The sequence below is a fragment of the Microbulbifer discodermiae genome (genome assembly GCF_040742695.1).
Lineage (GTDB): Bacteria > Pseudomonadota > Gammaproteobacteria > Pseudomonadales > Cellvibrionaceae > Microbulbifer.
In genome coordinates this window covers 50594-73676 of the sequence record NZ_JBFLAB010000018.1, presented here as the reverse complement: position 1 = coordinate 73676, position 23083 = coordinate 50594, and the positions used below count along the sequence as shown (strand labels likewise).

At 60.7% G+C, this 23083-nt stretch carries 25 protein-coding genes; 11 read left to right on the top strand and 14 right to left on the bottom strand.

What is annotated here, in order from left to right:
• Window positions 1-3: 3 nt before the first annotated feature.
• The 4 genes from AB1S50_RS08810 to AB1S50_RS08795 are packed head-to-tail and all read right to left on the bottom strand — an operon-like array spanning window position 4 to window position 2443.
• Window positions 4-597, bottom strand: a complete 594-nt coding sequence (locus AB1S50_RS08810) for a peptidylprolyl isomerase (protein ID WP_367150223.1) — start codon at window positions 595-597, stop codon at window positions 4-6.
• A gap of 55 nt (window positions 598-652) precedes the next feature.
• A complete protein-coding gene (locus AB1S50_RS08805; protein WP_367150222.1) occupies window positions 653-1336 on the bottom strand; it encodes a TIGR04211 family SH3 domain-containing protein in 684 nt (227 codons plus the stop codon).
• 41 nt (window positions 1337-1377) lie between these two features.
• Window positions 1378-1677 (bottom strand): YciI family protein, encoded by a 300-nt coding sequence (locus tag AB1S50_RS08800; protein ID WP_367150221.1) that lies wholly within the window; start codon window positions 1675-1677, stop codon window positions 1378-1380.
• Window positions 1678-1723: 46 nt separating this feature from the next.
• Window positions 1724-2443: a VC0807 family protein gene (locus tag AB1S50_RS08795; protein WP_367150220.1), complete on the bottom strand. Its 720-nt coding sequence runs from the start codon at window positions 2441-2443 to the stop codon at window positions 1724-1726.
• 18 nt (window positions 2444-2461) lie between these two features.
• Here AB1S50_RS08795 and AB1S50_RS08790 point away from each other — a divergent pair, with 18 nt between their 5' ends.
• From AB1S50_RS08790 to rluB, 6 genes are all read left to right on the top strand, one after another.
• Window positions 2462-2593 (top strand): hypothetical protein, encoded by a 132-nt coding sequence (locus AB1S50_RS08790; protein ID WP_367150219.1) that lies wholly within the window; start codon window positions 2462-2464, stop codon window positions 2591-2593.
• 94 nt (window positions 2594-2687) lie between these two features.
• Window positions 2688-3590, top strand: coding sequence for a PHP domain-containing protein (locus AB1S50_RS08785; protein WP_367150218.1), 903 nt, complete (start codon window positions 2688-2690; stop codon window positions 3588-3590).
• A 45-nt stretch (window positions 3591-3635) separates the two neighbouring features.
• Window positions 3636-4259: an L-threonylcarbamoyladenylate synthase gene (locus AB1S50_RS08780; protein WP_367150217.1), complete on the top strand. Its 624-nt coding sequence runs from the start codon at window positions 3636-3638 to the stop codon at window positions 4257-4259.
• Window positions 4260-4381: 122 nt separating this feature from the next.
• Complete coding sequence (locus AB1S50_RS08775; protein WP_367150232.1) at window positions 4382-5308, top strand: segregation and condensation protein A; 927 nt, start codon at window positions 4382-4384, stop codon at window positions 5306-5308.
• Between the two features lie 115 nt (window positions 5309-5423).
• Window positions 5424-6407, top strand: a complete 984-nt coding sequence (scpB, locus tag AB1S50_RS08770) for an SMC-Scp complex subunit ScpB (RefSeq protein WP_367150216.1) — start codon at window positions 5424-5426, stop codon at window positions 6405-6407.
• 8 nt (window positions 6408-6415) lie between these two features.
• Window positions 6416-7279, top strand: a complete 864-nt coding sequence (gene rluB / locus AB1S50_RS08765) for a 23S rRNA pseudouridine(2605) synthase RluB (RefSeq protein ID WP_367150215.1) — start codon at window positions 6416-6418, stop codon at window positions 7277-7279.
• Window positions 7280-7449: 170 nt separating this feature from the next.
• Here rluB and AB1S50_RS08760 read toward each other — a convergent pair whose 3' ends face one another.
• The 3 genes from AB1S50_RS08760 to AB1S50_RS08750 form a co-directional block, all read right to left on the bottom strand.
• Window positions 7450-8151: an SRPBCC family protein gene (locus AB1S50_RS08760; RefSeq protein WP_367150213.1), complete on the bottom strand. Its 702-nt coding sequence runs from the start codon at window positions 8149-8151 to the stop codon at window positions 7450-7452.
• Window positions 8152-8397: 246 nt separating this feature from the next.
• Window positions 8398-9774 carry an ATP-binding protein gene (locus AB1S50_RS08755; protein WP_367150212.1) on the bottom strand — a complete coding sequence of 459 codons (1377 nt, stop codon included), beginning with the start codon at window positions 9772-9774 and terminating at the stop codon, window positions 8398-8400.
• Window positions 9774-10487 (bottom strand): response regulator, encoded by a 714-nt coding sequence (locus AB1S50_RS08750; RefSeq protein WP_367150211.1) that lies wholly within the window; start codon window positions 10485-10487, stop codon window positions 9774-9776. Before AB1S50_RS08750 ends, AB1S50_RS08755 begins: the two co-directional genes overlap by 1 nt.
• Window positions 10488-10659: 172 nt before the next feature.
• Here AB1S50_RS08750 and AB1S50_RS08745 point away from each other — a divergent pair, with 172 nt between their 5' ends.
• From AB1S50_RS08745 to AB1S50_RS08735, 3 genes are all read left to right on the top strand, one after another.
• The gene (locus tag AB1S50_RS08745; protein ID WP_367150210.1) at window positions 10660-11127 is read left to right on the top strand and encodes a Spy/CpxP family protein refolding chaperone; all 468 of its coding nucleotides are present in this window, start codon (window positions 10660-10662) and stop codon (window positions 11125-11127) included.
• A 549-nt stretch (window positions 11128-11676) separates the two neighbouring features.
• Window positions 11677-12228, top strand: coding sequence for a flavodoxin (locus tag AB1S50_RS08740; RefSeq protein WP_367150209.1), 552 nt, complete (start codon window positions 11677-11679; stop codon window positions 12226-12228).
• Between the two features lie 4 nt (window positions 12229-12232).
• Window positions 12233-12601, top strand: a complete 369-nt coding sequence (locus tag AB1S50_RS08735) for a hypothetical protein (RefSeq protein ID WP_367150208.1) — start codon at window positions 12233-12235, stop codon at window positions 12599-12601.
• 99 nt (window positions 12602-12700) lie between these two features.
• Here AB1S50_RS08735 and dapE read toward each other — a convergent pair whose 3' ends face one another.
• From dapE to map, 7 genes are all read right to left on the bottom strand, one after another.
• Window positions 12701-13828: a succinyl-diaminopimelate desuccinylase gene (dapE, locus tag AB1S50_RS08730; protein ID WP_367150207.1), complete on the bottom strand. Its 1128-nt coding sequence runs from the start codon at window positions 13826-13828 to the stop codon at window positions 12701-12703.
• Between the two features lie 96 nt (window positions 13829-13924).
• Window positions 13925-14956 carry a 2,3,4,5-tetrahydropyridine-2,6-dicarboxylate N-succinyltransferase gene (gene dapD, locus AB1S50_RS08725; protein ID WP_367150206.1) on the bottom strand — a complete coding sequence of 344 codons (1032 nt, stop codon included), beginning with the start codon at window positions 14954-14956 and terminating at the stop codon, window positions 13925-13927.
• Window positions 14957-15003: 47 nt separating this feature from the next.
• Complete coding sequence (locus AB1S50_RS08720) at window positions 15004-15369, bottom strand: ArsC family reductase (RefSeq protein WP_367150205.1); 366 nt, start codon at window positions 15367-15369, stop codon at window positions 15004-15006.
• 4 nt (window positions 15370-15373) lie between these two features.
• Window positions 15374-16045 (bottom strand): endonuclease III, encoded by a 672-nt coding sequence (gene nth / locus AB1S50_RS08715; RefSeq protein WP_367150204.1) that lies wholly within the window; start codon window positions 16043-16045, stop codon window positions 15374-15376.
• Between the two features lie 11 nt (window positions 16046-16056).
• Window positions 16057-17229, bottom strand: a complete 1173-nt coding sequence (gene dapC, locus AB1S50_RS08710; protein WP_367150203.1) for a succinyldiaminopimelate transaminase — start codon at window positions 17227-17229, stop codon at window positions 16057-16059.
• A gap of 103 nt (window positions 17230-17332) precedes the next feature.
• Window positions 17333-20062, bottom strand: coding sequence for a [protein-PII] uridylyltransferase (locus tag AB1S50_RS08705; protein ID WP_367150201.1), 2730 nt, complete (start codon window positions 20060-20062; stop codon window positions 17333-17335).
• A 64-nt stretch (window positions 20063-20126) separates the two neighbouring features.
• Window positions 20127-20897 (bottom strand): type I methionyl aminopeptidase, encoded by a 771-nt coding sequence (map, locus tag AB1S50_RS08700; RefSeq protein WP_367150200.1) that lies wholly within the window; start codon window positions 20895-20897, stop codon window positions 20127-20129.
• A gap of 338 nt (window positions 20898-21235) precedes the next feature.
• Here map and rpsB point away from each other — a divergent pair, with 338 nt between their 5' ends.
• Complete coding sequence (gene rpsB, locus AB1S50_RS08695) at window positions 21236-21982, top strand: 30S ribosomal protein S2 (RefSeq protein WP_367150199.1); 747 nt, start codon at window positions 21236-21238, stop codon at window positions 21980-21982.
• Between the two features lie 117 nt (window positions 21983-22099).
• On the top strand, window positions 22100-22963 hold the full coding sequence (gene tsf, locus AB1S50_RS08690) for a translation elongation factor Ts (RefSeq protein ID WP_367150198.1): 864 nt from the start codon (window positions 22100-22102) through the stop codon (window positions 22961-22963).
• The last annotated feature ends 120 nt before the right edge of the window (window positions 22964-23083 follow it).

Here is a 23083-nt window from a genome sequence, read left to right as displayed (position 1 = left end):
TGTTTAGCCCCCTTGCGGATCATCGGTTGAGACAGTAGCCGCCGCGGCCCTGCGTCGTGCAGAGAGAATGCGTACCGGTATATTGGGCGCATTGGGAAAGGCGCGGTAGAGTCCGCGGGGCTGCGCGACGATTTTGTCCACTACTGCCATGCCCTCCACAACCCGGCCGAATACTGTGTAGCCGGTGTTACTTCCCTGCGCATCCAGGTGGGCATTGTGTTTGAGGTTGATGAAAAACTGTGAGGTGGCGCTGTCGGGATTGTTGTGGCGCGCCATGGCCAGGGTGCCGCGAAAATTCTTAAGGCCATTGTCGGATTCATTGGTGACCGGGTCGCGGGTTTCCTTTTGCTGGAAATCAAATGTCAGGCCGCCGGTTTGGGCCATGAAATCCGGAATCACCCGGTGAAAAATAACGCCGTCGTAGAAGCCCTTGTCTACATAGCCGAGGAAGTTCTCCACGGTGGCCGGTGCCTGGGCTGGATAGAGTTCAATCTGTATGGTGCCCAGATCGGTTTTCAATTCCACCTGCGGATTGTCGGCCACCGCCGACAATCCGGTAATTGTTCCCAACAAAAAAATCACTATTCGCGCGATCATCGGTTATCCCTCATACCGTGTCAGGCCGCGCAGCGGCCCGAGAATTGTGTTTGGATCAGTTGGCCCACTCCGAGCGGCGCCGGCGGGGGCGCAAATGCGGGGCTATCATTGCCAGAACTGCCCCCAGCAGCACCGCCGCGGCGCCATACATAAAGCGCTTGTGGGAGTCGCTGTCAGACAGTCGCTGAATTTCCGCCTCTGCCATGGACTGCTTCTGCTTCACCAGTTCGTACTGTTGCAACAGCTTCTGGTGGCGCTGATTCAGTGACACCGCATCTGCGGACAGTGACTTCAGGTCTTTGAGCTCTCCGGCCAGCTGGGCTGACTTTGTCTGTTCCGCGCTGAGGGCAGTGCTCAACTCCCGGTTCTCGGTCTCCAGGCGGCGCACTTCGCCACCCAGGTTGCCCTCCATTTGTTCGAAGCGCCTCAGGCTGGCTTCCACCTGTTGCAGTTTGATTTCGGCCACCGGCTCCGACACCAGATACTGGCGGCGCACCCAGCCCTCCTGTCCAGCGGGAGTGCGAACCCGGGACCAGCCGTCCTCCGGGTCGTCCTCCAGAAGGGTCAACCTGGTGCCGCTGGGCAGGCCGCGGTGAAGGATACGGAATTCGCCGCCCTTACCGGAGCGCATGGGCACATGCAACTGGTCTGTAATAAAGCGGGTTGAGCCGCTCTGGGCGGAGGTGGCTGTGCTGAGTGCGACCAGAATCGCCGCGGTGAGGCCAGTCAATCGTTTCATCTTTCTGATACAACTTATTATCGGTTAATTGAGGTATTTATTCAGGGCAGAACCGGTTTAAAAGGTTTAACGGTTACATTGGCGTAGACATTGGCAGCAACATAGGGGTCCCGGTCAGCCCAGTCCCGGGCTTCCTCCAGCGACGGGAACTCCGCCACCACCAGACTGCCGCTGAAGCCGGCAGCACCGGGATCTTCACTGTCTATGGCGGGATGGGGGCCGGCCAGCAACAGGCGGCCTTCATCCTTGAGGCGTTGCAGGCGCGCAATATGCTCCGCGCGCGCGCCCTGGCGCAGCGCCAGGCTGTCGTTCACGTCTTCGCTGATAATGGCGTACCACATGGAAACTGTGCCCTTATAATCGAAATTGTACCCGGCTTGCGCGCATCTACTGCGCCACCACCACTTCCTCCAGCTTGAGGCCGGTCAGCTTGCCGATGCGGCGAAACAGGAAGAACAGGGTCAGCATGAGAATTAGTGTCGCCGGTAGAGCGATTACGGGAAAACTCAGCGCGGTCATTTTACCCAGCTCCTCGTTGAATGCCTCGGTTCCGGGGGGGCTCTGCAGAAGCATCTTGGCCAGGATATAGTTCAGTGTGGAGGACAGGAAAAAAGAGCTGGCCACCATCCACGAAGCGAGAGCGAGAGTCCGTTCGAAGGGGCCTTCATTGCCCTTTTGGGCCAGTGCCTGGGCTATTTTTGCGGTGTTCAGAATGCGGTCGTTGTACAGCAGGGTTTTCACCAGCGGCCAGCGCGTATAGAGCGAGACTACAGTGGCGGCGCCGAGCAAACCGGGGATGGCGGCTTCCTTGATGGCGATGTACTTCGCATCCAGTTCCAGTAGACTCATACCACCGGTCAGGGTAATACTGATGATACCCAGTGCGGAAAAAAAGTTGACCCGGCCCGATTGCAGCAGGTCGCGCCCGCCGTAGATGAGGGGAAAAGCCAGTGCGACCACTATTGCCAACTTGGTGCCCAGCCACTGGTCACCGGACAGTTTGGTCAGGATGACCGTGGGGATCACGATGTTCAGCAGCAGATTTGCCAGCAGGCTTTCTTTTTTCGGCCGCTCGGTGGTGGATATGGTCTGATCGGTTTCGGTCATGCTCTATTCCGGTAATATATGGCCGCGAAGAAAATCAGTGTGCTCCTGGCGAAAAACCGGGAATTGTCCGCCCGACTCCACAGTCGCTACCTCTACCAGCGGCTTTCCCGGACCTCGCCGGCCCACTGGTGTAGTGGCGCCTGTTCCTGAATTTAAGCCGTTCGCCGGTATGACAGCGATGGGTATTAATCGTTCCGGCGGTGATTTTCCGCCATTTTGAGTGCAGCTGGAGACAAATATCCCAATGGAAGTCACCGCTTCAGATCTGCCCGATCTGCACTGTCACAGCACTGCCTCAGACGGTATTTTAAGTCCTGAGGAGCTGGTGTCGAGAGCCCGTTGCCAGGGCGTGACCATATTGGCCCTGACCGATCACGACACTGTGTCCGGAGTCGCTGCCGCGCGTCGGGCGGGCCAACGTGAGGGCGTGACCATAGTGCCGGGGATCGAGTTTTCCACCCGTTGGGGCAGGCGGCAGGTACATGTGGTGGGGCTGAATATCGACTCTGAATCCGCGGTACTGAGGACGGCGGTAGGAGAGCGGGACCTGTTTCGCCGCGAGCGCGCTGAACGTATCGCGGCGCGACTGGCACAGCGCGGATTTACGGGTGCTTTGGCGGGCGCGCGCAGCTTCGCCGGGCAGAGTGGCGTATTGGGGCGGCCGCATTTTGCCCGCTGGTTGGTGGAGGCCGGCCATGTGCAGGATGTGGCGCGGGCATTCCGGCGCTACCTGGGTGCGGGCAAGGCGGGCGATGTGGCCGTGGAGTGGCCGCAGCTGGCAGAGACGATCGCCAGTATTGAGGCCGCCGGTGGAACCGCAGTATTGGCCCACCCCCTCAAGTACGGCTTCACGCGGACACAGTTGCGCCAACTACTGATAGATTTCCATCGCGCTGGCGGCGCGGCGGTAGAACTGATGTGCGGTCGTCAGAACCCCACCCAGACCCGGGATCTGCGCCAGCTGCTGGCCTCGGTGGCGAGGGAAACCCACGCGGAACCACTGCTGTGTTCAGTCGGCAGTGATTTCCATCAGCCGGGCCAGAGTTGGTGCGAGTTGGGGTGCGTTCGCCTGCCGGAGGACGTCGAGCCGGTGTGGAATCTGTGGCACACTAACCCATTGGAACGGGGCCGGCCAGTCGACACCTGAGGTGCCTGCCGGCCCAGCGGGAAGTGTTGACGCAAGGGGGTAAATGTGGCGCAGTTTTTTCAGATTCATCCGGACAACCCGCAGGGGAGGCTGATTGCCCAGGCGGTGGATATCATCGCCTCCGGAGGGGTAATCGTGTTCCCCACCGATTCCGCCTACGCGGTGGGTTGCCGGCTCGGGGACAAGCTGGCACTGGAGCGTATCCGCGCGCTGCGCCAGCTGGACAAGCAGCACAATTTTACCCTGATGTGTCGCGATCTTTCCGAGCTGGCCACTTATGCCAAGGTGGACAATCAGATGTTTCGCCTGCTGAAAAACCACACTCCGGGACCTTTCACCTTCATTATGCCCGCTACCGCGGAGGTCCCGCGTCGCCTGATGCACCCAAAGCGCAAAACCATCGGCCTGCGTGTGCCGGACAACGCCATCGCCCAGGCGCTGTTGGAGGGGTTGGGCGAGCCTCTGATGAGTTGCAGCCTGATCATGCCGGGGGATGTCCAACCGCTGACCGACCCCTTCGATATCCGCACCAGCCTGGAACACCAGGTGGAGCTGGTGATCGACGGCGGCTTCTGTGGTCTGGAAGCGACCACCGTGGTGGACCTCACCGGCGAGGAACCCCAGCTGATCCGCCACGGTTGTGGCGAAATAGGTGAAATTGCCAGCTGACGGCGCCGGTACCATGTATAATTGATCGTTTGTGTTTTGCGAAGGCGGGCCGTGTGTCCAACGAACAATTGATAGCCGAGGTGGGTGAGCCGAACGGGGTGCCAGCGGGTGCCGGGGACTCGCTGGAGGCCGATGCTGTCCCGGAGCCGGCGGTCACTGCCGATACGGAATCACCCCGCCAGGGCGAAATGCCGTTTGCATTGGTGCGGGGCCAGGCTTTTACCGAGCTGCCTGCGGATCTCTATATTCCCCCGGATGCACTGGAGGTGATTCTGGAGGCCTTTGAGGGGCCACTGGATCTGCTGCTGTATCTGATCCGCCGCCAGAACCTGGATATTCTTGAGATCAACGTCGCCGACATTACCCGCCAGTACATGGCGTATGTGGAGATGATGACGGCCATTCGCTTTGAGCTGGCGGCCGAGTATCTGGTGATGGCCGCCATGCTGGCGGAAATCAAATCCCGCATGTTGCTGCCGCGACCGCCGGAGGCCGAGGAGGAAGAGGGCGAAGACCCCCGTGCGGCCTTGATCCGCCGCCTGCAGGAATACGAACGCTTTAAAGCCGCCGCGGAGGACCTGGATGAGATTCCGCGCATGGGGCGCGATACCCACCAGCTGGTGATCAAAGGCCCTGATCGCAATGCCACCCGCCCGGACCCGGAGGTTTCCATGCGCGAGGTGCTGGTGGCCCTGGCCGATGTTTTGCGCCGCGCGGATATGTTCGAAAGCCACCAGGTGCAGCGGGAGAAGCTGTCCACCCGCGAGCGCATGACCCAGGTGTTGGATCGTATCCGCCACCGCCAGTTTGTGCCTTTTGTCAGCCTGTTCACTGTGGGGGAAGGGCGCCTTGGTGTGGTGGTGACGTTTCTCGCGGTGATGGAGCTGGTGAAAGAGTCGCTGGTGGAACTGGTACAGAATCAGGCGTTCGGGCCCATACATGTGCGCGCCGCCGGCCAGGAGCCGGAGGAAGCTGAGCCTCAATTCCAGGATGCCGCACTTGAGGACGGATTGGACCCAGCGGTGGCGGTAGGGGCGGAGATTTCCTGAGCGCTGACGCGAAATCGATAGTTTTGCCGCGAACTGCGCTGAGCGGAAGCCCTGACCCGGCAATTCAACGAGTTGCCGGGTTAATAGTGGTAAATATAGTGTTTAGAGTAAAGACATGACAATTGCCCCAGAATTGTTGCGCCGCGTCGTCGAGGGTGCTCTGCTGGCTTCGGGCCAGTCACTTAGCGAGGACAAGTTGCTGTCGTTGATCGAAGAGGGCGAGCGGCCGGAAAAGGCCCAGTTGCAGGCGACTCTGCGGGAAATTGCCGACAGTTGTGCCGAGCGGGGTTTCGAGCTGCGCCAGGTGGCCAGCGGCTGGCGCTTTCAGGTGCCCCAGGATCTGGCGCCCTGGGTGAACCGGTTGTGGGAAGAGAAGCCGCAAAAATACTCCCGGGCGGTACTGGAGACACTGGCTATCATCGCCTACCGGCAGCCAATCACCCGCGGCGATATCGAAGAGATTCGCGGTGTGGCGGTGAGCTCCCACATTGTGAAAACTCTGGCGGAGCGGGGTTGGATCAAGGTGGTGGGACATCGGGATGTGCCGGGCAAGCCAGCGCTCTACGCGACCACCAGGGAATTTCTCGACCACTTTAACCTGCGCACTCTGGACGACCTGCCGACATTGGCGGAGATTCGCGATATCGACAGCCTCAACCAGGCCCTGGATTTGAGCGGTGCGCCGGGTTCCGCCGACGACAGCGGGGCCCTGGCCCCCGTAGCGTTGGCGCAGGGCGAGGATACCCCCGAGTCCGCCGATGAGAATCCACCGCCGGTCGACGATGGGCAGTCCCTTGCCGACGACGCGGGTGTAGCTGAGGTAGAGGCGGCCGCGGAGCCTGAAGCGGAGCGACACTCACCGCAGGACGAACCGGTCCCCAATGGCAGCGATACCGGCGGCGGCACCATTTTCCCGGCAATTGCCCCCGAGTTTGAACCACTGGCGGTTGCGCCGGCGGAGAGCGGCATGGTGGTGGAGCCGAGTTTGTCTGTACTGCCGGCCAGCAGCCTGTTCGATAGTGGGGGCGATCATGTTGACCAAGCAGAAGCGCTGCCACCGGCGGAACAGGAACTGCGTGAAACCGAAGAAACGGAATAGCTGACTTGATGACTGAAGACGCGGCGCCTGCCGGCGAGAAACTGCAAAAAGTACTGGCGCGCGCGGGCCTGGGCTCCCGCCGTGAAATGGAGCGGGCCATTGAAGCTGGCAGGGTCAGTGTAAACGGCACAGTGGCGCAATTGGGCGAGCGGGTTACCGGAAGCGATCTGGTTGAACTCGATGGCCGCAAGCTGCCGGTCGAGCGGGAAGACCGCTGTAGAGTCATCCTGTACAACAAGCCGGTGGGCGAGATCTGTTCCCGTCACGATCCGGAGGGCCGCCCCACTGTTTACGACAGGCTGCCACACCTGCGCAGTGGCAGGTGGGTATCCGTAGGGCGCCTCGATTTTAATACCAGCGGGCTGCTTCTGTTCACCAATAGCGGTGAGCTGGCCAACAAGTTGATGCACCCCTCGTCCGTGATCGACCGGGAATATCTGGTGCGTGTGCAGGGCCAGGTGGATGAGGAAATGAAACAGCGTTTGCTGACCGGTGTACTGCTGGACGACGGCGTGGCGCGCTTTACGGATATTGTGGACAGTGGTGGCGAGGGCAACAACCGCTGGTTCTACTGTGTTGTGATGGAGGGGCGCAACCGCGAAGTACGGCGCCTGTGGGAGAGCCAGGGCGCGCGGGTCAGCCGCCTGAAAAGAGTGCGCTTCGGCAATGTGTTTATCCCCTCAAAGGTACGGGTCGGCCAGTGGATCGAAATGGAGCCCAGGGATATCGACGACCTCTGCGTTACTGCGGGTTTGCCCAAATTAAGTCAGCGCCCGCTGACCCAGGACGAAAAGAGCAATCTGCAACGCCAGAGGCGCAAGCTGCGCAAGCCGCCGGTCGCCGGCCTGCGCGGGGGCCGGCCAAAGCACTAGCAGGTTGTTGAAAAAGCCCTTCCTGGCTTTCCACAACCAGGGTTTGCGGCGCATGTCCGCAAACCCTCCACGGCAAATCAAGCAGTTACATGCTTGATTTGCGGCCCGAACATCCCTGTTCGGGACAGCAGGCCGTTGAAAAAGGCCGCGCCAGCAGCCCGCGCGACCTCTCAGTGCCTGTTTTCCTCCACGGGCTCTTCCGCCTCTTCTTCCAGCATCGTGGAATCCGCAGGTTCGGAACCGGACTCGACAGGAGCGCTGTTTTGCGCGGGGGACTGGGTACCGGCGCCCGGGCTGGTATCAGAGTCCGATTCGCCGCCGGTGGTGGCGGCCGAAGGGTTGGACGGGTCCAGTGACGATTCCGCGATCGCTTTCAGTTTTTGCAAACCCTGGCCGTAGGATTCCCCCACCATGCTTTTCACCACTACACCCATCCAGCGGGCCACCGGACCCTCGCCCATGTCGCTGCTGAAAGACCAGGTGATGTTGGTGCCACTACCCTGCGGCTGCAGGCGGAATTCCGCCACTGCCGTGCCCTGGCCGTCGAAATCCAGGCTGGTGCGCACCAATGAAAAAGGTTCGCTGGCGGTGATGGTTTGACTGCCACTGCCGACATCGTCGGAATCGCTGCTCCAGCTCATGGATGCCCCGACGCCTTCGGCTGCCCCCCCGTAGCTGTATTGGGTCTCCGGGTCCAGGTGATACCAGGGCGACCAGCGGTTGAAGTTGCGGAAGTTGTTCACATAGGGGAATACCACCGGCGGCGGCTTGGCGATGTAGACGCTGCGTTCCACTGTAACTTGCCGCGGAAACAGAAAACCGGCGAACACCAGTAGGATGAGAAAGCCGAGTGTGTAGAGTATCCAACGCATAGCCAAGCCCTTTTGTTATTCATTTGATGGTTGTGGTCAGGCATGCACTGCAGCCGTGCTCTGTGGCAGTTTAATCCCTCGCGGCCCCCGGGCCAATTCCCCTGTTGAATAGTGTGCTGACAGTGGACTATGGCCGCTTGGATGTCGCCTTTAACAGATTGCCGCTAAGACTTTGCCGGCAATCTGTTGTTTATCCCATAACTTACTTAATGGCCCCGGGGTAGTTGCGTCTGGCGGCGCCGGTGGTTACTCCAGGTCCGCGCGGATACGGGGCAGTTCGACGGTAATACAGAGGCCGCCGCTGGGCGCGTTGCGGGCAGAAATACTGCCGCCGTGCTGCAGCACAGTCCGGTGAGTGATGGCCAGTCCCAGTCCAAAACCACCACTCTCCCGGGTGCGGGCATCGTCCGTGCGGTAGAAGGGCCTGAAAATCGCCTGCAGTTCCTTTTCCGGGACCCCGGCGCCGGAATCGATCACTCGTATCCGGCACTTTTCGCCGAGGGTGTCGAGCACAATGGACACCAGACCGCCCTCGGGGCTGTACTTGATCGCGTTGCGCAAAATGTTTTCCAGAGCAGCGGTGAGCGAGCTGCCGCGGGTGGCGATGAGTATTTCCTCCGCGGCCAGGTGGAGCTGGAAGTGTAGCTGCCGGCTGCCCGCCTCCGCCTGCAGGTCCTCCACCAGTGCCTGGATCAGGCTGCGCAGTTCGACCACGTCATCCATCGGCCGCTGGTCGCTGCCGGCCACGGGCAGCGAAAGTACATCGGCGATGATGTCCTGCAGATAGTCCGCGGCCTTGCCTATTTTATCCAGCTCCTGGTTCAGCAGCCCTGAGTCTTTCTGTCGCGCTATACCCAGGGCGACCTGCAGCCTGGCCAGGGGGGAGCGCAGTTCGTGGGATACATCCTTGATCAGGCGTCTTTGCTCCGCGGTGGATTCCTGCAGCTGAGCAGTCATGGAGTCGAAATCCTGCGCCAGGTCGGTCAGCTCCGCACTGCGGCTGTGCAGGCTTGGGGCGACACGGTAGTCGAGTTCTCCCGCGGCCACCCGGCGAGTGGCCGCGCGCAGCTGGTCCAGCGGTCGGCTCAAATAGCGCGCCAGCCAATAGCTGGCGAGACCGGAAGCCAACATGGACAAGGCGATAATCTGCCAGAAGCTGCGCAATATGAACCTGAACAACAATTCCTCTTTGCTGCTGCCAACGGTAAAGGCCACCCGCAGGCTGCCACCATCCCGTTGGGGATAAAAAAACCCAACCGTGGGCTTGTTGTCGATCATCGCCTGGGCTTCCCGATTGCGGTAATTGAGGCGTTGGAACAGTGGTGCCATATTCTTTGGCAGCGACCGGCCCAGAATCTCGTCACCGGCGCGATTGATGGCGTAGATACGGTTTTGCACTTCCCGGGGCTGGTTGTCCAGCCACAGGCGGAAGTAATCGGTGCCGTGGCGGCGGGTCATGCGCAGGTTTCGCGACACTTCGCGGAACAGGGCCGCGCCCTCCCAGCGATCCTCCCGGCTGGGGTCGCCAAAGCCGCGAAAGTGGGTGACATAGATGGTGGTCAACACCATGACCGCCGCGGTGATCCAGGCACCAAAAAAAGTTTTCCAGAACAGACTCCGCATCAGCTGGCGGCACTCCGGGTGAGTTTGTAACCGGCGCCGCGGATATTGATGATCAGATCCCGGTTGGCGCCCTGTTCCGACAGTTTCTTGCGGATATTGCTGACGTGCACATCGATAGACCGGTCGTAGGGCATGAGTTTGCGTCCCAGGGCCGTTTCGGTCAGCACTTCCTTGCTCACCACATTGCCCGCCTGCTCTGTCAGAACCTTGAGTACCGCAAACTCGGCGCCGGTCAGGTGCAGGGGCTGTCCGGCCCAGAAACCCTGGTGCTCCGCCGGCAGCAGGCGGAGGTCGCCGCTGGTCAGCTGGTCGCCCTCGTGGCCAGCGGGTGTCTCCGGGCGTCCGCGGCGCAATACGGCGCGCAGGCGCGCGGCCAGTTCGCGCGGATTGCAGGGTTTGGGCAGGTAGTCGTCGGCTCCCATTTCCAGGCCGACAATACGGTCTACGGTATCCCCTTTGGCGGTCAGCATCAGCACTGGCAGTGAGCGGCTGGTCCCACGGGTTTCATCGCGCAGCATGCGCAGCAGCTCGAAACCGTTGTGTACCGGCAGCATCACATCCAGTACCAATGCATCGAAACTCTCGTCCCGGGCCAGCCGCAAGCCACTGCCGCCGTCGTTGGCGACGCTCACTTCGAAGCCCTCTCCCACCAGGAATTCGCTCAGCAGGTCGGTCAGTTCGGTGTCGTCGTCCACCAGTAGAATACGGTTCATGCCATGCTCCTGAAAATGTTGTCCCATTATATGCAATGCGATGGCGCGTAAAATTGCTTCTGGTGATGGCTTTTACTGTTCTTAACAGTTGTTAACTGCCCCTGGACCCACATTTACCGATGGGAACTCTAGTATCTAGGTTGTGACCACAGCTTAATTAGAGGAAGAGCCAATGCAAAATCGAATATCGAAATTGGGTAGTATCCTGTTGGCGGGTGCCCTGGTCGCGCCTGCGGCGGTTCTTGCCCACGGTGGCGAAGACGGTGACCGAGGGATCTACCGGCAGAAGTTTGAACGGATGGCCGAGCAGTTGAACCTCACCGAGGGGCAGAGGGCGCAGCTCAAGACCGATCGCGCCGCGGGTCGGGAAATTCGCCGGGACCAGAAGCGGGAGATACGAGACCTGCGCCGGCAGGTGCGGGAATCGGTGCGCTCAGGTGCGGATCAGCAAACCCTGGACAAGCTCGGGGCTGAACTGGGTCGCCTGGAAGTGGCGCGCACGCGACAGGCGCAGTTGATGCAGCAACAGTTTGAAGCGATTCTCACCGACGAGCAAAAAGCCAAGCTGCAGCAAATACGCAGCGAGCGCCAAGAGCGCTGGCAAAAACGCAGCGCGGATCGTCTGCAAAAACCGCGCTAGGGCCCGTTCACACTGCTAATCCGGCAATCCAAAAGGTGATTCCCCATCCACTGGATTGTGGTCCTTGAAAAGTTGGGCAAATTCGCCGGATCGCTCATTTTTCAAGGGGTTGCGCTGGTCTCCACCCGGTGGCGGTACATCCTTGTACACCATCAACCCGGCGACTTATTTAAAACTCCTGTGCGACTGGCCGGGTTCTTAAGTCAGTATTGCCCGGCCGCTTCTGTGCTTGTGCCCCCCCCGCGCCCGCGGGGGCTTTTTCCGTAGCGCGGGATTGCCGCGTCCCTATACCGCCCCGGCAGTCATGGCTGCCAGATTTATGGTCGCGGGAAAGCGGCTGTTATAGTGTCCGTTTGCCCCTGGGGTGGGTCGTCCCCGGTCCGCTGGGGCCCGGCATCGGCGGCGCCGGCGGACGGGTAGATTTCCGGCTTGCTGTCGGTCTTCTTTGTTGGGAAAATACTGCGCCTTTCCCCGGCCCCGATCCACTGTCCCGGCCCCATGATGCGTAAGCGCCTGGCTGTCTTGGAGGATCCAATCGTAGGAGTGACTGTGAGTAATATCGGCCTGTTTTTTGGCAGTGACGACGGCAACACCGAAGGCGTGGCACTGCGGATTTGCGCCCGTCTCGGGGTAGAGCGGGTGGACCTGTACGATATTGCCGATGTGACTCAGCTGGAGATTGCGGGCTACCAGCAGCTGATTTTCGGTATCCCTACCTGGGATTTTGGCCAGCTGCAGTCGGACTGGGAGGATTTCTGGCAGGATCTGCAGGAAATCGACTTCAGTGGCAAGACAGTCGCGTTGTTTGGTCTGGGTGACCAGTTCGGCTACGGTGACTATTTTCTGGATGCGATGGGTATGCTCCACGATGTGGTCACGGCCAATGGGGCTGCCGTTGTCGGCCACTGGTGCACTGAGGGATACGAATACGAGGCATCCAAAGCGGAAATTCCAGGCGAGGGCAAATTTGTCGGTCTGGGTATCGATGAGGACCAGCAGGAGGAGCTGACCGGCGAGCGAATGAATCGCTGGTGTCGCCAGATTGCCGAGGAGTTTGGCTTGAAAGGTGGCGCCGACGCGATTAAAGAGCTGGACGACTAACCCCATGAAAGACTCTCTGGCTTTTACTGAGTTCTGGACCTGGCTGGTGGAACACCTGAACTGCATTGTGCGTGCCGGCACCTCCGACTCGGTGATCTATGATGCGGAAGATTATCACTGGCGCCTGACGCAGGAGGATCCACGCACTCTGCTGGTGCAGGTGATGCGTGGCAAGCGGCCGGTGGCGGAGATGTTTGTCGAGCCGGAGCATGTGTCTTCGGTGAGCATCACACAGGGTGAGCGCGGCGAGTTCAACTTCGATCTGTTGTCCGATGTACAGGGACAGCCCCAGGTCATTTATTACTTTGTCCTCTGTCACGGGTTCGAGCAGGCGGAGCAGGGTGCCCACGGGGAGCACGGACGCCTGCACTGAGTTGCCGCGTTTGTGGCGCTCGCCCCTACGCCTCTTCTCTATCCCGTCCGGCAGTCCTCCACTAAACGGCCAGTGCCGACTTAGGTCCGGAATGGTATCTCAACCCAGCAGTTCGTCGAGTATCCCCCGGTAGATGTCTTTGAGCTGGTCCAGATCCGATGCGGTGACATGCTCGTTCACCTGGTGGATGGTTGCATTCACCGGCCCGAGTTCCACCACCTGGGCGCCGGTCGGCGCAATGAATCGTCCGTCGGAGGTGCCGCCGGCGGTGGACAGTTGCGCGGCCTCTCCAGCAGTGGATTTGATGGCAGTCTGGGCCGCCGCCACCAGGGCCCCCTCCGCGGTGAGGAATGGCTGCCCGGACAGGTTGAAGTCGGCGGCGTAATTGAGCCCGTAGCGGTCGAGGATTGTCCGGGCGCGCTGCTCCAGCTCCCGGGCGCTGGTTTCGGTGGAAAATCGCCAGTTGCATATCATCCGGACCTCACCGGGAACGACATTGGTAGCACCGGTGCCGCCGTTGATATTGGATACCTGGAAGCTTGTGGGGGGGAAGCAGTCGTTACCCTGGTCCCACTGCTCGGCGGCCAGCTCTGCCAGGGCCGGGGCCAGCCGGTGTATGGGGTTGTCCGCCAAGTGTGGATAGGCTACATGACCCTGGACCCCGAACACTGTCAGTTCCAGCCCCAGGGATCCCCGGCGGCCATTTTTGATGGTGTCGCCGACCCGCTCGCTGCTGGAGGGTTCCCCCACCAGGCACCAGTCGATCTTCTCACCCCGCTCCTGCAGCCACTCCACCACTTTTACGGTGCCGTCTTTGGCGGGCCCCTCCTCGTCGCTGGTGAGTAGAAAAGCGATACGGCCCCTGTGGTCCGGGTGCGATTGCACAAATTCCTCGCAGGCCACAACCATGGCCGCCAGTGAGCCTTTCATATCGGCGGCACCACGCCCGTAGAGGCGGCCATCCTCGATGACCGGTTCAAAGGGCGGGTGTTGCCAGCTCTCCGCCGGCCCTGTGGGGACGACATCGGTGTGGCCGGCGAATGCGAACAGCGGGCCGGTTTCACCACGCACTGCCCAGAGGTTGTCGGTATCGCCGCGGCGCAGACTGGTGATCTCGAAGCCGATGCTCGCCAGGCGCTCTGCGACCAAGGGCATGCAGCCGGCGTCGTCCGGGGTCAGGGAAGGCAGGCGGATCAGATCGCAGGCGAGTTGCAGCGTGGGGGTCATGGGGGCGGCCTCCTGGCCCCGGTGCGAACCCGCTGTCCGCCCGGGTGATGTACTGATGGGCGCAGGGCCCCGGAATAGGGTTGTCGGGCCATCCGTTTAGCTGCTGTGCAGTGCCTCGTTCAGCGCTACCCGGCTCTTGTTGGTCAGGCATTCTACGGCGCCGTTGGTAGAGTTGCGCCGGAACAGCAGGTCCGATGCACCGGCCAGATCGCGGGCTTTGATGTATTCCACCAGTTCGCCGCTATCGTCCAGCAGTGCCACTTTGGTGCCGGCGGTAATATAGAGCCCGGCCTCCACTATGCAGCGGTCGCCCAGTGGGATTCCGATACCGGAATTGGCGCCCAGCAGGCAGTTCTCTCCGACGGCAATTACTATGTTGCCGCCGCCGGACAGGGTGCCCATAGTGGAGCAGCCACCACCCAGATCGGAGCCGGCGCCCACGAATACTCCGGCGGAAATACGGCCCTCTACCATGCCCGGTCCCTCGGTACCGGCATTAAAGTTAACGAAGCCCTCGTGCATGATGGTGGTGCCGGCACCGAGATAGGCACCGAGGCGCACCCGTGCCGTGTGAGCAATGCGCACACCCTGAGGTACCACGTAATCGGTCATTTTGGGGAACTTGTCCACGCAGGCCACATTCAGGGTTTCGCCCTGGAGCCTCGCCTCCAGCTGACGTTGCGGCAGTTCCTCCAGGTCGATGGCACCCTGATTTGTCCAGGCCACCGTGGGCAGTGTGGCAAAAATTCCCTCCAGCCGGGTCTGGTGTGGTTTGACCAGCCGGTGGGACAGCAGGTGCAGTTTCAGGTAGGCCTCGGGCACCGATGCCGGTGCGTCGTCGGTGTAGAGGAGTGTCGCCACCAAAGGGCGCTGGCTGCTTGAGAATTGTCGCAGGAGTTGCGCCTGTTCCTCCGCGCCGGCGGCTTGCAGTCCCTCCGCCAGGGGTTGCAGGTGGGTGGGGTCCAGGGCAATCGCCCGGTTGCCGCTGTCGACTTTCAACACAGTGGCGACAGCACTGCTGACGTCCGCGGAGGGAGCCAGCAGCGGGGCCGGGTAATAGACCTCCAGCCATTCACCCCGTCGGTTGCAGGTGCCTATGCCAAATCCGATTCCGTACATCTCGCTCATGTGGTGACTGCTCCTTACTCTACTGTTGCAATCCAATAGATGATCTCTCATCGGTTGGATTGTCGCCCTAATAAATCCGCAAAAGCACCCACTTGAAATCCGAACTGGACACCGCCGGCGCTGACAGTGACCGGGCGCCTGATCAGGGTGGGGGTCTCGCGGGCGATGGCGGCGGCCGCGGCGTTGTCCATGGATGCCTGCTGTTCCCCGCTCAGTGCGCGCCAGCTGGTGGAGCGCCGGTTGAGTACCTGTTCCCATCCGAAGGTATCCAGCCATTGTTGCAGTGGAACCTCTTCCATACCGTCTTCACGAAAATCGTGGAAGCGGTAGTTTACACCGTTGTTCTCCAGCCATTTGCGGGCTTTTTTAACGGTGTCGCAGTTTTTGATGCCGTAGACAGTGATCGTTGCCATTGAATCAAGCCTTTCTGGTTATCTTGGGTTTCTTCCGCGCTGGGTAACAGGTGGTACAAATTTCACACACGGTGCCATCACAGCCGCGGGCGGTGCAGTACTCGCGGCCGTAAAAAATGATCTGCAGATGAAGTTTGTTCCACCTGTCCTGTGGGAACAGCCGTTTTAGATCCTTTTCGGTCAGGGTGACGTTTTTGCCACTGGTCAGCCCCCAGCGCTGGGCCAGGCGGTGAATGTGGGTGTCCACCGGAAAAGCCGGATGCCCAAAAGCCTGCGACATGACCACGCTGGCGGTTTTGTGGCCGACGCCCGGCAGTGTTTCCAGTGCCGCCATGTTGTCCGGCACCTTGCCGTGATACTCGTTGACGAGAATTTTTGATAGCTGGCTGATGGCTTTGGACTTTTGCGGCGACAGGCCGCAGGGGCGGATGACTGCGCGGATCTCGTCTACGGGAACCCCGGCCATGTCTTCCGGAGTGCGCCCCAGTTGCCAGAGCCCGGGGGTCACCTGATTGACCCGCTCGTCGGTGCACTGTGCCGATAGCAGCACCGCCACCAGCAAAGTATAGGGGTCGCTGTGGTCCAGCGGGACAGGGGTTTCCGGGTAGAGTTCTTCCAGCCGCCGCTGGATAAAAGCGACCCTTTCCGCTTTGAGTAGATTGCGCGCTTGTTCCATGGTACTCCGGTTCAACTGCAAAATTCCGTGATGCGATGTGCGGCCTCCTCGCACTCCTCCAGGGTCGCCACCAGCGCTATGCGCACATGGGCGTCGCCGGGGTTTATTCCACCCGCCTCCCGCGCCAGGTAGCAGCCGGGCAGAACCGTGACGTTCTGCTGGACAAACAGTTCGCGTGCGAAGGTTTCACCGGCGCCGACTCTGGGCCAGAGATAAAAGCCGGCCTGGGGATGGGTTGCATCCAGGTGGCCGTCCAGTATCCGCAACACTGTGGCGAATTTCTCGCGGTAGAGTGCGCGGTTATGCCGCACATGTTGTTCGTCCCCCCAGGCGGCCACCGAGGCGTACTGGACGGGCAGCGACATGGCGCAGCCGTGGTAGGTGCGGTAGAGCAAAAACCGCTCCAGCAGTCGGGTGTCGCCGGCGACGAATCCCGAGCGCAAGCCGGGTAGATTAGACCGTTTGGAAAGGCTATGGAAGACGACGCAACGGCGGAAATCGTCTCTGCCCATTTCGGCGCAGACCTGCAGCAGCCCGGCGGGCGGGTTTTCCTCGTCGAAGTAGAGCTCGGAATAGCATTCATCCGCCGCGATTACGAAGTCATGGTCGTCCGCCAGGCGAATCAGCCGGCGCAGGTCTCCGCTCTCCAGCAGTGCGCCGGTGGGATTGCCGGGTGTGCACAGGTAGAGCAGGCCGCACTGGCGCCAGACGTAATCGGGTACAGAGGCGAAATCCGGCTTGAACCCGGTCTGTGGGGTGCAGTTGACGAAGTGGGGGACACCCCCGGCGAGCAGGGCGGCGCCCTGGTAAATCTGGTAAAACGGGTTGGGCATCAACACCCTTGTGCCTGGAGCGATCACCGTTTGGGCAAAGGCAAAAAGTGCTTCGCGGGTACCGTTCACCGGCAATACCTGGCTGTCGGCATCCACCCCTTTGAGTTGATAGCGCCGGCTCAGCCAGCCGGCGATGGTCTGCCGCAGCAGGTCTATGCCTTTGGTGGCCGGATAGGTGGCCAGCTTGTCCAGGTTGTCCGCCAGCGCATGGCGCACTGACTGGGGCGGCTCATGTTTGGGTTCCCCGATGGATAGACCTATGTGGGGCTTGTCCGCCGGTGTCAGTCCCGATGTCAGTGCAGCCAGTCTGGTAAACGGGTAGGGTTGCAGCTGTTGCAGATTTGGATTCATTATTCCTCCAGAGCAAATCAAGCGATTACACGCTTGGTTTGCGGCCCGGACACCCCCTGTTCAGGACAGCGGGCTGCCAGCGCCTGGTCAAGCGGAAACCGGCTCAATCACCGGGCCGCCAACGGGACCGGGATCTGGCCTGGTGGGCATCCAGTTCGTCGCAGATGGCCCGCTCCAGCGCGCGGTTACCGGCCTCGTCCCGCAGGGGTTCACCGGTGGCGTCAGTAATGTGAAAGATATCCTCCACTCTCTCTCCCAGGGTGGAAATCTTAGCGTTGTGCAGTCGCAGGTCGTGAGCGATAAATATGCGCGCGATACGCGCCAGCAGCCCGGGCCGGTCGGCGCTGATGATTTCCAGTGTACTGTGAGGGTCACCGGGTTCCGTGGCCAGTGAGGCGCGGCTGGCAAAGCTGAACATTTTCAGGCGGCGCGGGGTATGGCGCTTTATTACCTTGGAGTAATGTTCGGCCAGGGACAGTTCTTTGCGGATAGTGGCGCCAATTTGCCCGGGGTCCCCCGACAACGGCTGACCGGACGCATCGAGGACGTAGAAGGTGTCCAGGGTGTAGCCGGCGGCGGAGCTGTACAGACGCGCATCCTGGATATTGAGATTGAGCATGTCGAGGCTGGTAACCACCGCCGCGAATACGTTGGGTCTGTCCGGGGTGTATACGAATATCTGCGTGGCGCCCTCGTGTTCCGCGGGGCCCGAGTTGCGCGTCAATACCAGTGTATCCCGGTCTGTGCCCGGGCCGCCGTTTTGCCGCAGCTGGTGAATGGCGGCGGTGTGCCAGGCAATGCTGGTGGCGCTTTCGCGCACAAAGTAATCCTCACCCATCTGGCCCCAGATTTTCTCCACCGACTGGGCGTTGAGTCCCTGGGCCAGCAGTACCTCCAGGGCCTGGCCGCGGGTTTCCTCAATGATTTCCTCGCGGTCGATGGGGTTTTCCAGGCCGCGGCGTAGGGCGCTCTGGGTGGCTTCGTACAATTGGCGCATCAGGCTGGCGCGCCAGCTGTTCCACAATTCCGGGTTGGTGCCTGTGATATCGGCCACGGTGAGGGCATAGAGGTAATCCAGGTGTTCCCGGTCCCCCACTTCGCGGGCGAAGCTGTGTACCACTTCGGGATCGCTGATGTCCTGTTTTTGCGACACGGCGCTCATCAACAGGTGTTTTTCCACCAGCCAGCAAACCAGTCTGCGGTCCCGCGCCGGGATCCCATGGCGGAGGCAGAAGGCGTCCGCATCCGCCACCCCCAGTTTGGAGTGGTCGCCGCCCCGGCCCTTGGCGATATCGTGGTAGAGGCCGGCGATATAGAGCAGCTCCGGGCTGCGCAGGCGACCCATGATATCGGCAGCAATGGGGAATTTGTCCCGCGCTTCGTCACCGCGGAAGCTGCGCATGTTGCGCACAACCTGCAGTGTGTGGGCGTCCACGGTATAGATATGAAAGAGGTCGTGCTGCATTTGCCCCGTGACCTGGCCGAACTCCGGCAGGTAACGGCCCAGCACCTGGTAGCGGGTCATGCGACTGAGTTGTGTGGACAGGCCGCGGGGGGAGCGCAGCAGTTGCATGAACAGGGCCGCATTGCGCGGGTCCCGGCGGAAGCTGTCGTCGATCAGGTGGCGCTGTTCGCGAATCAGGCGGATGGTGGAGGCGCGTACACCCTCGATGTCCGGGTGTTTCGCCATCAGTACAAATACCTCCAGCAGTGCGGAGGGGGTGTCCGCAAATACTCCCGTATGAGTCACTTCAATAGTGTTTTCCCGCAGTTGGAAGCGTTCATTGATGGGGGTGACAGTCTGGCGGCGCCCCCGCTGCAGTATCGCTTCGCCGAGAAACTCCAGCAGCACGTCGTTGAGTTCGCGCAATGCCAGGACGACGCGGTAATAGTTGTGCATGAACTGCTCTACGGCCAGCTGTGAACTGCTGTCCACATAGCCAAACTGCCGCGCCAGTTCCCGCTGATAGTCAAACAGCAGCCTCTCCTCGGCGCGCCCGGCGAGCAGGTGCAGGCCGTAGCGGACGCGCCAGAGAAAGTCCTCCCCGGACAGCAGGATGGCGAACTCCTCCTCGGTAAAAAAACCCTTGCCCTGCAGCTGCCGGAGGGTGCGCACCTGAAAGTAGCGCTTCGCCACCCAGGCGATGGTCTGGATATCGCGCAGACCGCCGGGCGCTTTTTTGATGTTGGGTTCCAGGTTGTACTCAGCGCCCCGCTGACGGCGATGCCGCTCGCGCTGCTCGGCAGACTTGGCGCTGAAGAAGTTTTCCGCCGACCAGAGTCTATCCGGTGTCATCCGCTCGGCCAGTTTCCGGCTCAGGGCGTCATTCCCCACTACGGTGCGACATTCCATCAGGTTGGTGGCAACGGTAATCTCTCGCGCCGCCAGCTCCACACAGTCGTCCAGGGTGCGCACCGAGTGGCCTATGTCCAGACCCAGGTCCCACAGAAAGGCGACGAGGTGTTCGATATTGTCGACGGTTTCGGCGTCGCTATTGCCGTCGGTGAGAATCAACAGATCGATATCGGAGTGGGGGTGCAGCTCACCGCGGCCATAGCCGCCCACCGCCAGCAAGCTGACACTGTCGGGCCAGTTGTACTGGTGCCAGGCATAGTGCAGCAGACAGTCGATAAAGAGTGCACGCTCGTACACCAGGGTCCGCACATCCTCACCCTCGCGAAAGCGCTCCGCCATCTGCCGGTTGGCTCCGCCCACGGCGGCCTTGAAAATTTCCAGCGCGGGCCTGGTGCCCTCGGCCAGGTCGCGGCGAAAACGGGCCTGGTCGAAGAAGAACAGCGGGCGCGCAAAGAAGGGGGTTGTGCTCAGTTGCATGGGGGTGCTCGTGTCACCAGATGGCTGCGAATGGGCGCCGGTGGAACCGCTATCGCCACAGGCCCTAGAAGTGTTCTTCACCCCGCGCGGTCAATACCTCCACCCCGTTACTGGTGACCGCCATCGTATGCTCCCACTGTGCGGACAGACGCCGGTCTTTGGTGATAGCGGTCCAGCCGTCGCCCAGTACCCGCACCGCGGCTTTGCCGGCGTTGATCATCGGCTCGATGGTAAATGTCATGCCCTCTTCCAGCACATCTCCGGTGCCCGGCTTGCCATAGTGCAATACCTGTGGGTCCTCGTGGAAGACATCGCCGATACCGTGGCCGCAAAAATCGCGCACTACCGAGTAGTAGCTCTTCTCAGCGTGTTGCTGGATCACGTGACCAATGTCGCCGAGCGTGGTGCCGGGGCGGACTATCTGGATGGCCTTGTACAGGCACTCCTGGGTCACTTTCACCAGTCGCTTGGCGTGGGGTGCCGGGTCGCCCACAAAATACATCTTGCTGGTATCGCCGTACCAGCCGTCCTTGATCACGGTGACATCGATATTGATGATATCGCCGCTTTTCAGGATTTTGCCGTCCGATGGAATACCGTGACAGACCACTTCGTTTACCGAGGTGCAGATGGATTTGGGGAATCCCCGGTAGCCGAGGCAGGCGGGGATGGCCTGCTGTACATCGACTATATGGTCGTGGCAGCGCCGGTCCAGCTCTTCCGTAGAGACGCCTGGAACCACATACTCGCCTATCATTTCCAGCACCTCTGCGGCCATATGGCCCGCGATACGCATTTTGGCGATCTGTTCCGGTGTCTTGGTGGCTGAGTTCATGCCAATTCCCGCTGATTTGAAGTTGCTTGCCGAGGCGGGCAGGGCCCGCAGGGCGCGCTATTGTAGCGGATTCGACGGACAGCGGCATCTGCGCGGGCGGGCCCGCCGAGCCGGGGCTTTCCGCCCAGTCCCGAATGTGGTATAAAGCGCGCCGCTCCGGGCCATGGTGGTCCGGGGTGATCAAAGAACGTCACACACACACCGGCACATGTACCTGGGTGTTTCGCCCGCGAAAGCGCGACGGGATTGGTGCATGGGGTGTGTGGAGGATATAACCCGGGAAGCGTCCGCCGACTTTGCTCTTTGCAGGCGGCCTTCCGCAAACATAGAGGTTTACTATGCCGCAGGTCAGCATGCGCGATATGCTGCAGGCTGGTGTGCACTTTGGCCACCAGACTCGCTATTGGAACCCGAAGATGGATCAGTACATTTTCGGCGCCCGCAACAAAATTCACATCATCAACCTTGAGCACACTGTTCCGGCTTTCAATGAAGCCCTGCGGGTTATCAAGGGTATGGCTGCGCAGAAGAAGAAGATTCTTTTTGTGGGCACCAAGCGCGCCGCGCAGAAATCCATCAAGGAACAGGCAGAGCGCTGTGGCCAGCCCTACGTCAGCAACCGCTGGCTGGGTGGCATGCTCACCAACTACAAAACCATCCGCGCATCCATCAAGCGTTTCCGCGATCTGGAAGCCCAGTCCCAGGATGGCACCTTCGACAAGCTGACCAAGAAAGAGGCGCTGATGCGCACTCGCACCATGGATAAGCTGGAGCGTTCCATCGGCGGTATTAAAGATATGGCAGGTCTGCCGGATGCACTGTTCGTGATCGACGTGGAACACGAGCGTATTGCCATTCAGGAAGCCAATAAGCTGGGTATTCCGGTAATCGGTGTGGTGGACACCAACAGTGATCCCGTTGGCGTCGACTATGTGATCCCCGGCAATGACGATGCGATCCGTGCGATCAAGCTGTACACCACTGCCGTTGCCGACGCCGTTTTGGCCGGTGCCGCGGATGCCAGTGGCAGCAGCGCAAAGGACGAGTATGTAGAAGCGAGTGATGACGAGGCCGCCGCGGAGTAAACGCGGGGGTAGGGTGGTGTGAGCCTGGCTTTGCACCGCGCATCGAAAAGGGGCCCTGCGACCGGCCCCTTTTTTTCAAATTCAGAATATCAGAGACAGAACCCCGAGGATGAAATCATGGCGATTACTGCGTCTATGGTAAAAGAACTGCGAGAGCGCACCGGCTTGCCGATGATGGAGTGCAAGAAAGCGCTGGCCGAGGCCGATGGCGATATCGAGCGGGCGATCGAGGACCTGCGCAAGGCTTCCGGCCTGAAGGCCGCTAAGAAAGCCGGTCGCACCGCCGCTGATGGCGTTGTGGCGACAAAAGTTGCCGAAGATGGCAGCTATGGTGTGCTGATTGAGGTGAATTCCGAAACTGACTTTGTAGCGCGCGATGACAATTTCAGGGCGTTTGTGAACAAGGTGACAGAAAAGGCCTTTGCCGAGCGCCAGCGGGATGTGGCGGCATTGATGGAGGGTGAGCTGGAAACAGTTCGCGAGGCACTGGTGCAGAAGATAGGCGAGAATATCGGCGTGCGCAGGGTGCAGCTGGTGGAAGCACCGGTGGTCGGCGCTTACGTACACTCCAACGACCGTATCGGTGTACTGGTGGCGTTGAGCGGCGGCACTACTGAGCTGGCGCGTGATGTCGCCATGCATGTGGCAGCCGTGAACCCTCAGGTCAACAAACCGGAAGATATGCCGGCGGACCAGCTGGAAAAAGAGCGTGAGATCATCAAGGCGCAGCCGGATATGGCGGGCAAGCCGGCGGAGATTGTCGAGAAGATGATCGGCGGTCGCGTACAGAAGTTTCTCAAGGAGAACAGCCTGGTTGAGCAGCCCTTTGTCAAGAATCCTGATGTGACTGTGGGCAAGCTGGTAAAAGGTGACGGCGCAGACGTGACTGCTTTTATCCGCTTTGAGGTGGGTGAAGGTATTGAAAAAGAGGAAGTGGACTTTGCCGCTGAGGTGGCGGCACAGGTCAAGTCTTCATCTTGATGTCTCCCAGCCGCCCGAGGGCGGCTGTCCGCGGTGGGGTGCTTTCGGCGGGCTCGGATGGGTTTTGTCGGGGCACCCCTCTGTGTAATTGAGCGAAATTGTTGTAATGTCGGCGGCAGC